Raw genomic sequence first — 13,586 nt, 5'->3', positions numbered from 1 at the left:
GTCCTGGGCGACATCGCCCCGGAAGACGTCCGGGTGCGCTTCCCACCGTCGCCGACCGGCAACCTGCACGTCGGCAACGTACGCTCCGCACTCTTCAACTACGCGTTCGCCCGTCATTACGGGGGCACCCTGGTGCTGCGGATCGAGGACACCGACCTGGCCCGGTCCACCCAGGAGTCGTACGACAACGTCATCGACTCGCTGAACTGGCTCGGCATCACCTGGGACGAGGGCCCCGACATCGGTGGCCCGTACGCCCCCTACCGCCAGTCGGAGCGCACCGAGATCTACCGCGACGTGATCGAGAAGCTGGTGGCATCCGGCGCCGCCTACCCGTGCTACTGCACCCGCGAGGAGCTGGAGGAGCGCGAGAAGCTGCGCGGCGGCGACACCATCGGCTACGACGGCCACTGCCGCGACCTCAGCGCGGATCAGGTCGCGGCGTACGAGGCCGAGGGACGTACGCACGTGTTGCGGATGCGGATGCCCGAAGGGGAGATCGCGTTCGACGACCTGGTGCGCGGCCACGTGGTCTTCGACACCCGCAACGTGCCGGACTACGCCATCGTCCGCTCCAACGGCGAGCCGCTCTACACCCTGGTCAATCCGGTCGACGACGCGTTGATGCGGATCACCCACGTGCTGCGCGGTGAGGACCTGCTCTCCTCGACCCCGCGCCAGATCGTCCTCTACCGGGCGCTGGCCGAGATCGGCGTCGGCTCCGGGATCACCCCCCGTTTCGGACACCTGCCGATCGTCATGGGCGAGGGCAACAAGCGGCTCTCCAAGCGTGACAAGGGATCGGGCCTGGAGGAGTATCGCGAGCGTGGATTCCTCCCCGAGGGGCTGATGAACTACCTCGCCCTGCTCGGCTGGTCGATCAGCGACGACCGGGACGTGTTCAGCATGACGGAGATGGCCGAGGCCTTCGACATCCGTCGGGTGAACGCGAACGCCGCACGCTTCGACCACAAGAAGTGCGAGGCGATCAACGCCGCCCACATCCGGCTGCTCAGTGCCGAGGACCTGGCGACGCAGATCACCCCGTTCCTCCAGGCTGCGCAGTACGTGGCGACCCCGGTGACCGCGGACGAGCAGCGGCTGCTGGTCGGTGCCGCCCCGCTGATCCAGGAGCGACTCACCAGTCTGTCCGAGGCCGTCGACAAGCTCGCCTTCCTCTTCACCCCGGACCAGGAGCTGGAGATCGAGGCCGGCGCGGCGCTCAAGGCCGAAGAGGGGCAGGTGCTGCGCGCCTCCCGCGACGCCCTCGCCGAGATCGACTGGGACCACGCCGCGATCGAGGCGACCCTGCGGGGCGCCCTCGTCGACGGGATGGGTCTCAAGCCGCGCAAGGCGTTCGGCCCGGTGCGGACCGCCGTGACCGGCAGCAAGGTCTCCCCGCCGCTGTTCGAGTCGATGGAGCTGCTGGGCCGCGCGTCGTGCCTGGTGCGCATCGACCGGGCGCTGGCGACGATCCCGAGGGGCTGAGGTGGCGCGCACTCCGGTGCCGGCGGGCCGCGGACGCTTCGAGACGTTCGTCGGGGGGTACGAGGACCCGCAGCCCGGAGTGGCGTACCCGGGGGTGTTGCGCCGCCCGGGCACGGAGGGCTGGCGGACCGTGATCGGCGTGGTCGCCGGATTCGTGTTCTATCTCAGCGTGATGTCGGCACTGCCCGGCCTCGTGATCGGCGTCGCCTGGCTGGTGGCCGGACGGGGACAGGCCTATCAGCAGTTCGCCCGGGACGCGGCCGCCTACCTCAATCCCGCCGGCATGCTGGCGATGAACCTCGCCATCGGCTGCCTGATCCCGGTGTCCTGGCTGATGGTGGCGGGCATCCACCGGACCGCGCCGCGCTGGCTGGCGTCCGTCGGGCCGCGGATCCGCTGGCGCTACCTGGCGGTCTGCGCGATCGTCGCCGTGGTGGTGCTCAATGCCATGCAGGTCGTCACCTGGCTGATCGACGGCACCGCCGTGCATTTGGTGCCGCAGCAGGGCTTCTGGGGATTCCTGGTGGTGATCCTGACCACGACCTGGGTGCAGGCGACGGGGGAGGAGTACTTCTTCCGTGGCTATCTGATGCAGGCCCTCGGATCTCTCACCCGTACCCCCTGGTTCGGCGTGATCACCTCGGCGCTGATCTTCGCCGTGATGCACGGTTCGCAGAACGTGCCGCTCTTCCTCAACCGACTGGCGTTCGGGCTGGTCGCCGCACTGCTCGTGTGGCTGACCGGGGGATTGGAGGCCGGTATCGCCGGCCACGTGGTCAACAACGTCTTCGCGTACGTCTGGGCCGGCCTGACGGTCGGGATCGCCGCCTCGCGTACGGTCACCGAGACCAGTTGGCTCGGGTCCCTGATCGGGGTGGGCGGCTACGCGGTCTACGCGTTGGCCGCCTGGGGGATCGCGCGGGCCATGCGGATCGGCACCACCACGACCGTCCCGGCGGCCGTCCCGGGGCGGGCCTGACGTCGGCTGGTCGGGGCGGGCCTGACGTCGGCTGGATCGAGATGCTCGTGTCACCGCCGTGTCCGCTCGACGGGGCGGGGCGGGGCGGGGCGCTCTCATGCTCCAGTCCGAGGCCCGATCACGGTGGCTGCCGGGCGTGCCTGAGGGGTCCGGGAGTGCGCCGGGACGGGCCTTTTGGCGGCAGGGGCCGACCGCTGCGGACAGCACTCAGCGGATTTGTGTTGTACGGGATTGGTGCGCTAGAGTTACACGTCGTTGCCCCCCGGGGCGGCAAACCCTTGGGGTATGGTGTAATTGGCAGCACGAGTGATTCTGGTTCACTTAGTCAAGGTTCGAGTCCTTGTACCCCAACCACGGAAGCTTTTCGGAATGCATGATTTCTGAGAGGCTTTCATAGATTTCCGGCAGGACTGGAAATCGGCTAGGGCCCCGTTGTGTAGCGGCCTAGCACGCCGCCCTCTCAAGGCGGTAGCGCGGGTTCGAATCCCGTCGGGGCTACTGAGAGAAATCCCTCCGTCGATGACGGGGGGATTTTATCTATTCCTCGGGTCCCGAGGCGCTCCTTTTCCTTCCTGGGATCGATGAGCTCACGGGTGAATGAGGCCGGTGGCGCAGTTCGAGAAAAGCGGTTCCCATGGGGACGAGCCGTGCCCACGTAGCGGCGCGGTCCGGCGTCTGCCGGACGAGGTGTCGGAGTGGAGCCGCTGAGTGTCCCCCGTCCCGAGGTCCCGTGTCCCGAGGTCCCGTGTCCAGACGGTCCTCGAAGCCAGTGGCCACGTTCTCTCAGCCGCATTCGCCGCGGTTTCCGCCAGCCGCTCCGCTTTCAGTCATCCGCCGCGCGTCGGCGGGGCGCAGATGACTGAAAGTGAGGCGGGTGCATGGAAGGGGAGCGGCTGCATGGAAGCGAGGCGGCCGCATGGAAGCGAGGCGGCTGAATGGAAGGGGAGCGGCTGCATGGAAGGGAGGCGGCTGCACGAAAGCGGGGCCGCTGGATGGAACGAGTTTGCGGTCGGAGCCGAAGTTCCTTGACAAGGAGCGGCCGTACGCAGTGGAGCAGGCGGGAGGAACCCGCCACGCGTGAGAAATCCGGCTGTGACCGACCGGCGGCGACGCGTTGGAGATCATCGCGGTACGCCGCCAAGCTGCCGCGGAGTCGAACGTGCCAGGTGTCGACGCTGGTTGGGGTTGAACGTGTTCCGGTGTCGACGACGGCCGGAGTCGACCTTGGCGTCCGCCGCCGAGTTGAGCAGTCGAGGGGTCACCTGCTAAGCTTCCGCAGGTTCCCGGGTCGACGGGGACAGCTAGGGCCCCGTTGTGTAGCGGCCTAGCACGCCGCCCTCTCAAGGCGGTAGCGCGGGTTCGAATCCCGTCGGGGCTACCGCATGAATGCCCGGTCATCCACAGGATGACCGGGCATTCTGCATCCCGATCGTCGCCTCGCGGCCCGACGCCGCCGTACGCCTCGCGGCCCGACGCCGCCGTACGATCCGCCTGCTGCCCCGCCTCTGACGCGACTGTTCCGGACCATTGGCACCAAGAGTCCTCTCAGGGGGAGACTGGCATCATGCGCGCACCCGAAGGCCGACATCGTGCCCGCTCCTTGGGGAGATCGGGCCGACCGACGGACGTCACCCTCACCATGATCCCCACCGTCCGGGAGGGCCACGGCCACACGAGGAGCCCGATGGCGGGACTCGCCCTCGCCGCCCTGGGGGTCGTCTTCGGCGACATCGGCACCAGCCCGCTGTACGCGATGCAGACCGTCTTCGCGACCCATCACAACGGCGTGAAGCCCACCCCTGAGGACGTCTACGGGGTCATCTCGATGGTGCTGTGGACGCTCACCATCATCGTGTCGTTCAAGTACATCTCGCTCGTCATGCGGGCCGACAACGAGGGCGAGGGTGGCATCCTGTCGCTCACCGCACTGCTGCGGGACAAGGTGACCTCCGGGCGCCGGATCGCGATCGTCACCGGCCTCGGGATGACCGGTGCGGCGTTGTTCTTCGGTGACTCGGTGATCACCCCGGCGATCTCGGTGATGTCGGCGGTCGAGGGCCTCACGGTGGTCAACCCCGGCCTGGAACAGTGGGTGGCCCCGGCCGCGGTGGTCATCCTCTCTGGCCTGTTCCTGGTCCAGAAGCTCGGCACCGCCGCCGTCGGCGGGTTCTTCGGCCCGATCATGACGCTGTGGTTCCTCACCGTGGCGGCACTCGGCATCCCGCACATCATCAGCCACCCGCAGATCCTCGGAGCGGTCTCCCCGCACTACGCCCTCGGCTTCGTCCTCGCTCATCCGCTGATCGCCTTCATCGCGATGGGCGCGGTGGTCCTCACCATCACCGGTGCCGAGGCGCTGTACGCCGACATGGGTCACTTCGGCAAGGGTCCGATCCGGCTGGCCTGGTTCGTGCTGGTCTTCCCCTGTCTCGCCCTCAACTACTTCGGTCAGGGGGCGATGATCCTGGAGGATCCCACCACGATCACCAATCCCTTCTTCAACCTCGCCCCCGACTGGGCCACCCTGCCGCTGGTCGTGCTGGCCACCTCGGCGACCGTGATCGCCTCCCAGGCGGTCATCTCGGGCGCGTTCTCGGTGGCCCGCCAGTCCGTACGCCTCGGCCTGTTCCCCCGCCTGCTGGTGCGCCACACCTCCAAGTTCGCCGGCGGCCAGATCTACCTGCCGGCGGTGAACTGGATCCTCTTCCTCGGCGTGCTCACCCTGATCGTCATTTTCCGCAGCTCGACCAACCTCGCCTCTGCGTACGGTCTGGCCGTGACCGGCACCCTGATGCTGGAGAGTCTGCTCTTCCTCTCCCTGGCCCACATGGTCTGGAAGGAGGCGACCTGGAAGATCGTCGTCTACATCGTCGTGGTGATCGGTGTCGAGCTGGCCTTCTTCGGCGCCAACCTGGCCAAGGTGGTCAGTGGCGGCTGGCTGCCACTGCTGATCGCCACCTTGGTCCTGGCGGTGATGACCACTTGGCGCAAGGGGTATGCACTGGTGACCGCTCATCGCCGGGAGCTGGAGGGCCCGCTGGACGAGTTCGTCGAGGCCCTGCGGGACAGCGACATCCCTCGGGTCCCGGGTGTGGCGGTCTATCCGCACCCCAATCGTGAGACGACTCCGTTGGCGCTGCGGTCGAACGTGTACTTCAACCACGTCGTGCACGAGCACGTCATCCTGATCGAGATCGTCAACGAGAACGTCCCGCATATCCGCCATGTGGACCGGGTGCAGGTCAACGACCTCGGATTCGAGGACGACGGCATCGTCCACATCAGTGTCCACGTGGGCTTCAGCGATTCCCAGGACATCCCGAAGGGGCTCGCGCTGGCGGTCGGTCGCACCCCGGAACTGGACATCCGCCCCGGGGACGCGCACTATTTCCTCTCGGTGCTGACGTTGCAGCCGACCGGACGCTCACGGATGTCCACGTTGCGCAAGCGGGTCTTCGTCCTGCTGGCCAACAATGCGGCGTCGCGCGCCGATGTGTTCCATCTGCCGCCGGACCGTACGGCGGTGATGGGTGCCGAGATGGAGATCTGACCCGCCGGGATCACCCGTCGGGCAGGTCACGAACCGAGGATGAAGCGTATGCGTCCACTCAAGGGTGGGGACCCTGACGGTTCCCGCGCGGGGCAGGGCAGGGATCTCGACACCACGACGATCACACCGGTCCACGGCCGGTCGAAGCTTCCCGGGCTGGCGCTGGCCGCGCTGGGCGTGGTCTTCGGCGACATCGGCACCAGCCCGCTGTACGCGCTGCAGACCGTGTTCAGCATCGACCACAACAATGTGAAGCCGATCCCGGTCGACGTCTACGGCGTCATCTCGATGGTGCTGTGGTCGATCACCCTGATCGTCACCTTCAAGTACGTGGTGCTCGTCATGCGGGCCGACAACGACGGTGAGGGCGGCATCCTCGCCCTCACCCACCTGCTGGTCGACAAGCTGCAGCAGAACCGGCGCACCGCCGTCGTCCTCGCTCTCGGCATGCTCGGCGCGGCGCTCTTCTACGGCGACTCGGTGATCACCCCGGCCATCTCGGTGATGTCGGCGATCGAGGGTCTCACCGTGGTCAACCCGACCTTCGAGCAGCTCGTCCTGCCGGTGTCGGTGGTGATCCTCTCGGCCCTGTTCCTCATTCAGCGGTGGGGGACCGCGGCGGTCGGCCGCGCTTTCGGCCCGGTGATGACGGTCTGGTTCGTCGTCGTCGGCCTGCTCGGCGTGCCGCACATCATCCAGCACCCCGGCATCCTGCGGGCGATCTCGCCCACGTACGCCGTGGTGTTCGTCGTCGAGCATCCGCTCACCGCGTTCATCGCGATGGGTGCGGTGGTGCTGACGATCACCGGTGCCGAGGCGCTGTACGCCGACATGGGGCACTTCGGCCCGCAGCCGATCAAGCTGTCCTGGTTCGCCATCGTGTTCCCCGCCCTGGCGCTCAACTACCTCGGGCAGGGCGCGATGATCCTCAACGATCCGGCCACCATCGCCAACCCCTTCTTCCAGATGGCGCCGGACTGGTCGCGGCTGCCGCTCGTCGCGCTGGCCACGATGGCGACGGTGATCGCCTCGCAGGCGGTCATCTCCGGGGCGTTCTCGGTGTCCCGGCAGGCCGTACGCCTCGGCCTGCTGCCCCGCCTGCTGGTCAAGCACACCTCGAAGGAGGAGGGCGGCCAGATCTTCGTCCCGCTGGTCAACTGGGCCCTCTTCCTGGGCGTGCTCGCCCTGATCGCGATCTTCGGCAGCTCGGCCAACCTCGCCTCGGCGTACGGTCTGGCGGTGACCGGCACACTGCTGCTCACCAGCCTGCTGTTCATCCTGCTGGCCCACATGAGCTGGCACGAGCCGACCTGGAAGATCGTGGTGTACGGCGTCACGGTGCTGCTCGTCGAGATCTTCTTTTTCGCCGCCAATCTGGCGAAGATCATCAGCGGTGGCTGGCTGCCGCTGCTGATCGCGGTGCTGGTCATCCTGGTGATGACCACCTGGCGGCGGGGCTTCCTCCTGGTGTCGCGTCGCCGCCAGGAGCTCGAGGGGCCGCTGGACGAGTTCATCGAAGCGGTGCACAACTCCGAGCTGCCACGGATCCCGGGGATCGCGGTCTTCCCGCACCCGAACAGCACCACCGCGCCGCTGGCGCTGCGCACCCTGGTGATGTTCACCCACGCGATGTTCGAGCACGTCATCCTGGTCGAGATCGTCAACGAGAACGTGCCGCACATCCGCCACAAGGAACGGGTGCACGTGCACGACCTGGGCGATCCGTCCGACGGGATCGTGCACATCAGCGTGCACGTCGGCTTCAACGATTCCCAGGACATCCCCCGCGGCCTGGCGCTGGCCGTCGGCCGCAGCTCCGAGCTGGACGTCGAGCCGCAACAGGTGCGCTACTTCCTGTCCGTGCTGACGTTGCGGCCGTCCGGGGACGCGAAGATGGCCGGGTGGCGCAAGCGGCTCTACGTGCTGCTGGCGAACAACGCCGCGTCGCGGACCGAGGTCTTCCACCTGCCGCCGGACCGTACGGTCGTGATGGGCGCCGAACTGGAACTGTGAGGCGGTGGGGGAGAGCGGCGTCGCTCGATGACGTCGGGTCTCCTTGGGCGAGCCGGTGAGCCGGCGGGCCCTCACCGGGGAGTGATCCGACCGGAGCAGACCGGTCTCATTCGGTGAAGGTGACGTCCCACCGGTCCTTGTGGGCGACCACGTCGACAGTGGCGGGCGCCGGCCGGCCGGTCATCGCCAGATAGACCGTCCGGGCCAGATCGACGGCGGCCTTGTCGGTCCTCGCCTGCTTGCGGGTGACCTCGATGGTGGTGGTGTCGGGCTCATCTGAGGCCGTGGGCATGCCGTGACTCCCGTCTCGTGTGCGGAGGACCGGGTGAGGGCAGACGAAAGGGCCCGGCCCCGGGAGCCGGACCCTTGTCGTTCGAGGTCACCGTGGTGGTCCTTGGCTCCATTGTGCACACCGGTCACGCCGGGTGCCCGGAGCGCGCCGGAGTGTCGCGTCGAGGGTCAGTCCACCTGCGGTGGCTCGTCGCCCCGAGGATCCGCCTCGTCGGCCCCCTCGCTGTCGTCGTCCTCGATCGGTTCCTCACGCTCGTCGGTGAAGGCCTCGCGGGCGTCAGGATCGTACGGATCCGTCTCGACGCTGTCGGCGCGGTCGACCTCGGAGATGCCGTCGTCGTCGGTGCTCATCGCGTCCTCCCGGTGGTTGATCCGATGGTGATGGCCATCCTAGGGCGGCAGCGAACGCAGCGGGATGTCTTCGGCGGGTCGGCCGGGGGTTCCTACGCGCGGTCCACGGTGGCCCGTCGCCCAGGTCCGGGTGGCGGGCCGCTGGGGCGTCCGTCGGTCGTTAGGCTGGTCTCCGCAGCAGCTATCGACCCGAGGAGTCCGGAGTGCAGTTCGCATCGGCGTACGACCAGGGGTTCGTCCGGGTCGCCGCGGTCACCGTCCCGGTCAGTGCCGCCGAGCCGGACCGCAACCTGGCGGCCGTCCTCGAGGCGGCCGAGGAGCTGTCCCGGCGCGGCGTCGGGCTGGCCGTGTTTCCCGAGCTGTGTCTCACCGGCTACTCGCTGGAGGATCTGCTGCTGCAGAGCCCGCTGCAGGACGCCGCCGAGCAGGCACTGGCCGACCTGGTCGAGGCGAGCCGGGACCTGTTGCCGGTGCTGATGGTGGGTCTGCCGGTGCGCCACCGCCATCGGCTGCTCAACGTCGCGGCGGTGGTGCACCGCGGTGAGTTGCTCGGCCTGGTGCCCAAGGCGTACGTCCCCACTTACCGGGAGTTCTACGAGCGGCGGCACTTCGCCCCGGGCGACGACATCCGGGGCGAGCTGACGCTGGCCGGCCGTACGGTGCCGATCGGTCCCGACCTGCTGTTCGCCGCCGAGGACGTCGCGGGGCTGGTGATCCACGCCGAGGTGTGCGAGGACATGTGGGTGCCGGTGCCGCCGAGCGCCGAGGCGTCCCTGGCCGGCGCAACGGTGCTGGCCAACCTCTCCGGCTCCCCGATCACCGTGACCAAGGCCGAGCACCGCAAACTGCTGGCCCGCGCCGCCTCGGCGCGCTGCCTGGCGGCGTACGTCTACGCGGCGGCCGGGGAGGGCGAGTCGACCACCGACCTGTCCTGGGACGGGCAGACCTTCGTCTACGAGGACGGTGACCTGCTGGCGGAGACCGAGCGGTTCCCCCACGGGTGGCGGTGCTCGGTGGCCGACATCGACCTGCAGCGGCTCACCGCCGAACGGTTCCGGCAGGGCACCTTCGACGACAACCGGCGCACCCACGCTGCGCGGGCGGAGGCGTTCCGTACGGTCCGGTTCCGGCTCGACCCGCCGCGTCACGACATCGGGCTGGAACGCCACGTCGACCGGTTCCCGTTCGTCCCCGACGATCCGGAGCGGCTCGCCCTCGACTGCTACGAGGCCTACAACATCCAGGTCGCCGGGCTGGCGCAGCGGCTGACCGCCATCGGCACCCCCAAGGCGGTGATCGGTGTGTCGGGCGGCCTGGACTCCACCCACGCGCTGATCGTCGCGGCCCGGGCGATGGACCTGCTGGGCAGGCCGCGGACCGACATCCTCGCCTTCACCATGCCCGGGTTCGCCACCACCGAGCACACCCGCAGCAATGCCGAGGAGCTGTGCCGGGCGCTCGGGGTGACCTTCGAGCAGCTCGACATCCGGCCCGCGGCCCGTCAGCTGCTCGCTGACATGGGCCACCCGTTCGCCGACGGGGAGCCGCACTATGACGTCACCTTCGAGAACGTCCAGGCCGGGCTGCGCTACGACTACCTGTTCCGGCTGGCCAACCAGCGCGGCGGGATCGTCGTCGGCACCGGTGATCTCTCCGAGCTGGCCCTCGGCTGGTGCACGTACGGTGTCGGCGACCAGATGTCCCACTACGGGGTCAACGCCGGAGTGCCGAAGACCCTGATCCAGCACCTGATCCGCTGGGTGATCGCGTCGGGGCAGGTGGGGGAGGAGACCGCGGCGATCCTGCGCTCCATCCTCGACACCGAGATCAGCCCGGAGCTGATCCCGGTCGCCGACGGCGAGAAGCCACAGTCCACCCAGGACTCCATCGGACCGTACGCCCTGCACGACTTCACCCTGCACCACCTGCTCCGGCTCGGCTACGGGCCGGCGAAGATCGCCTTCCTCGCCCACCACGCCTGGCACGACCCGGAGCGGGGCGCCTGGCCGCCCGGCTACCCGGCCGACGAGCGGGAGGCGTACGACCTGGCCACCATCCGGCACTGGCTCGAGGTGTTCCTCCAGCGCTTCTTCGGCAACCAGTTCAAGCGGTCGGCGCTGCCCAACGGTCCGAAGGTGATGGCCGGCGGGGCCCTGTCGCCCCGTGGCGACTGGCGGATGCCCTCCGACACCGCGGCACGGACCTGGCTGGCCGAGCTGGAGCGGGACGTCCCGGAGGCCTGAGCCCGGGCGTACGACGTTGTCACCGGTGCGCCCTAGCATGGGGACCGTCCCCGTCGTCGAGCATCCGGAGCGCGCATGCGATCCCTCGTCAGGATCCTGTCCACCACCAAGGACCTCTGGCCGTACTACCTGGGGATCGTCGTCACCTCACTGCTGATGTCGCTGACCGCCCTGGTGACCCCGTTCGTCATCGGGCGGGCCACCGACGAGGTCGTCGCGCTGGCCGGCGGCCAGGGCGGCACGGTCCGGACGATCGTCTGGCTGGCCCTGGGGCTGCTCGCCGCCGAACTGCTCAACACGGTGCTCACCAACGTCGGCGGCTACCTGGGCGACACGATGTCTGCCCGGCTGCGGCAGATCCTCTCGGTGCGCTACTTCGAGAAGCTCCTCGGCCTGCCCCAGCGGTACTTCGACGACGAGCTGAGCGGCACCATCATCGGGCGGCTGTCGCGTTCGATCGCCGAGGTCACCACTTTTCTCAAGTCGATGGCGAACACGTTCTTCACCATGCTGGTGACGACCGTGGCGGTGCTGGTGATCAGCGCCGTCTACTCGTGGCCGCTGGCGGTGATGCTGGCGGTGATGTTCCCGGCGTACATGTGGCTGACCACCCGGACGTCGTCGAACTGGCAGCGGCTGGAGGGGGAGAAGAACGACCTGATCGATGTCGCCAACGGCCGATTCTCCGAGGTGATCGGCCAGATCCGCGTGGTGAAGAGCTTCGTCCGGGAGCGCTCGGAGCTGGCGATCTTCGGCGACCGCTACGGTGCCACCATCGGGATGACCCGGGAGCAGGCCCGGCACTGGCACAGCATGGACACCGCGCGGCGGGCCGTGCTCAACCTCGCCTTCCTCGGCATCTATCTGGTGCTCTTCCTGCAGACCGCGCACGGTGCCTTCAGCATCGGCGTGATGGTGCTCCTGCTGCAACTGATGGGCATGGCCCGCACGCCGGTGACGATGATGAGCTTCATCGTCGATTCCGGACAGCGGGCGATCGCCGGCTCCCGGTCGTACTTCGAGGTGATGGACCAGACTCCGGAGGTCCGTCGAGCCCTACCGGTGGCGCCGGCCGACACCGCGGGCGCGTCCGACGCTGCTGCAGCCGCCGACATGGTGGAGCCTGCGCGGGCCGCCACCGGCGCCGCATCGGCGGGCGGCGGCCGGGTCGACGCGCACGCCTTCGCCTTCCACCACGTCGACTTCGCCTACACGCCGGGACGGCCGGTGCTGCGCGACATCACGTTCCACGTCGACCCGGGCGAACGGATCGCGCTGGTGGGGGAGTCCGGTGGTGGAAAGTCGACCCTGGTCAACCTGCTGCTCGGCCTCTACCCGCCGGACGGCGGCATCGTCAGCCTGCAGGGCCGCGACATCACCACGATGCCGGTCGAGGAGTTGCGACGGACGACGGGCGTCGTCTTCCAGGACCCGTCGCTGTTCTCCGGGACGATCCGGGAGAACATCGCGTACGGACGCCCGGACGCCACCGATGACGAGGTCGCCGAGGCTGCCCGGCGCGCCAACGCCGATCGGTTCATCGGGCGGTTCCCCGAGGGGTACGAGGCGGTGATCGGCGAGCGCGGCGTCAAGCTCTCCGGCGGCCAGAAGCAGCGGGTCGCGGTGGCTCGCGCGCTGCTCAAGGACGCGCCGGTGCTGGTGCTGGACGAGGCGACCAGTTCGCTGGACACCAAGTCCGAGCGGCTGGTGCAGGAGGGGCTGGAGGAACTGATGGCGGACCGTACGACGCTGATCATCGCCCACCGGCTGTCCACCATCTCCACCGTCGACCGGATCGTCACCCTGCGGGACGGGGCGGTGGACGAGATCGGCAGCCCGGCCGAGCTCGCCGTCTCCGGTGGCATCTACGCCGAGTTGCTGGCCCTGCAGGCCTCCGGCGACCTCGCCGACCGCGCCCGGCTCACCGCGTACGGCATCGACGTGGGCCCGGGCGTCGGCGACCCGGATGCGCATCTCGGGGTGACCGGCGCGGCAGCCGGTCAGCGCTGAGCCGCGGCACAGGGCTGCACCCAGGGCTCCTGGGCGCCTCCGCGCTCCGGCCCACCTCAGCCGTTCGCGGCCTGCGGATGACGTTTGAACAGCGACACCGATCCGGAGGAGGCATCCCAGAACCGCCAGGGCCGGTCGGCCGCGGTGGACACGTTCACCCGGGGACCCGTGCTCAGGTCCATCGCGCAGCGCTCCGCCGGCAACAGCTGCAGGGCGCCACCCCCGAGCAGGTCGGCGCCGTTGTCCGCTGCGGTGATCCCCAACGCCCGGCAGAGATTCCCCGGACCACGGGCGAGGTCCCGGTCGGGCAGCGGTGAGCCCCGATGCGCCAACCGCCGTGCCCGGGCCACCTCCCGGCCGGCCTCGACCTCACCGGCCCGCAGCAGCACCGCGGTGGCGGTCCCCTCCGGGCCGCACACCACGTTGCAGCAGACCGACCCGTGCAGCGTGTAGACGTAGAGGTGCCCGCTCGGGCCGAACATCACCGCGTTGCGGGAGGTCCGGCCACGGTAGGCGTGGGAGGCCGGGTCGGCGCTCCCCTCGTACGCCTCGACCTCGACCAGCCGGACCGTGACCGGGCCGGCCTGCAGGCGGCAGCCCACCAGCAGTGGGGCCACGTCGAGGGCAGGGCGGGACAGATCGGGCAGCACCACGCCACTGT

9 protein-coding genes and 3 tRNA genes are annotated in these 13,586 nt (G+C 69.1%); 9 read left to right on the top strand and 3 right to left on the bottom strand.

Going from position 1 to position 13,586, the window contains the following annotated elements:
- Positions 1-3: 3 nt before the first annotated feature.
- The 7 genes from gltX (at position 4) to R0146_RS13995 (ending at position 8,030) form a co-directional block, all read left to right on the top strand.
- The gene (gene gltX / locus R0146_RS14025; protein ID WP_411567208.1) at positions 4-1,488 is read left to right on the top strand and encodes a glutamate--tRNA ligase; all 1,485 of its coding nucleotides are present in this window, start codon (positions 4-6) and stop codon (positions 1,486-1,488) included.
- 1 nt (position 1,489) lies between these two features.
- Entirely contained in the window at positions 1,490-2,467 is a 978-nt protein-coding gene (locus tag R0146_RS14020) for a CPBP family intramembrane glutamic endopeptidase (RefSeq protein ID WP_317690472.1), read from the top strand.
- 279 nt (positions 2,468-2,746) lie between these two features.
- Positions 2,747-2,821 (top strand) — tRNA-Gln (locus tag R0146_RS14015).
- Between the two features lie 71 nt (positions 2,822-2,892).
- Positions 2,893-2,965 (top strand) — tRNA-Glu (locus R0146_RS14010).
- Between the two features lie 807 nt (positions 2,966-3,772).
- Positions 3,773-3,845: transfer RNA gene (locus R0146_RS14005), tRNA-Glu, on the top strand.
- A gap of 306 nt (positions 3,846-4,151) precedes the next feature.
- On the top strand, positions 4,152-6,017 hold the full coding sequence (locus R0146_RS14000; RefSeq protein ID WP_317690471.1) for a potassium transporter Kup: 1,866 nt from the start codon (positions 4,152-4,154) through the stop codon (positions 6,015-6,017).
- Between the two features lie 48 nt (positions 6,018-6,065).
- Positions 6,066-8,030, top strand: a complete 1,965-nt coding sequence (locus tag R0146_RS13995) for a potassium transporter Kup (RefSeq protein ID WP_317690470.1) — start codon at positions 6,066-6,068, stop codon at positions 8,028-8,030.
- A 106-nt stretch (positions 8,031-8,136) separates the two neighbouring features.
- Here R0146_RS13995 and R0146_RS13990 read toward each other — a convergent pair whose 3' ends face one another.
- Positions 8,137-8,322, bottom strand: a complete 186-nt coding sequence (locus R0146_RS13990; protein WP_317690469.1) for a hypothetical protein — start codon at positions 8,320-8,322, stop codon at positions 8,137-8,139.
- A 167-nt stretch (positions 8,323-8,489) separates the two neighbouring features.
- The gene (locus R0146_RS13985) at positions 8,490-8,672 is read right to left on the bottom strand and encodes a hypothetical protein (protein ID WP_317690468.1); all 183 of its coding nucleotides are present in this window, start codon (positions 8,670-8,672) and stop codon (positions 8,490-8,492) included.
- 203 nt (positions 8,673-8,875) lie between these two features.
- Here R0146_RS13985 and R0146_RS13980 point away from each other — a divergent pair, with 203 nt between their 5' ends.
- Both R0146_RS13980 and R0146_RS13975 read left to right on the top strand, forming a co-directional pair.
- Positions 8,876-10,915, top strand: a complete 2,040-nt coding sequence (locus R0146_RS13980) for an NAD(+) synthase (RefSeq protein WP_317690467.1) — start codon at positions 8,876-8,878, stop codon at positions 10,913-10,915.
- 75 nt (positions 10,916-10,990) lie between these two features.
- Entirely contained in the window at positions 10,991-12,925 is a 1,935-nt protein-coding gene (locus R0146_RS13975) for an ABC transporter ATP-binding protein (RefSeq protein ID WP_317690465.1), read from the top strand.
- A gap of 56 nt (positions 12,926-12,981) precedes the next feature.
- Here R0146_RS13975 and R0146_RS13970 read toward each other — a convergent pair whose 3' ends face one another.
- Positions 12,982-13,575: a DNA-3-methyladenine glycosylase gene (locus tag R0146_RS13970; RefSeq protein WP_317690464.1), complete on the bottom strand. Its 594-nt coding sequence runs from the start codon at positions 13,573-13,575 to the stop codon at positions 12,982-12,984.
- Positions 13,576-13,586: the final 11 nt, after the last annotated feature.

It is taken from the genome of Raineyella sp. LH-20 (assembly GCF_033110965.1).
Lineage (GTDB): Bacteria > Actinomycetota > Actinomycetes > Propionibacteriales > Propionibacteriaceae > Raineyella.
This window is presented reverse-complemented; position numbering and strand designations above follow the sequence as displayed.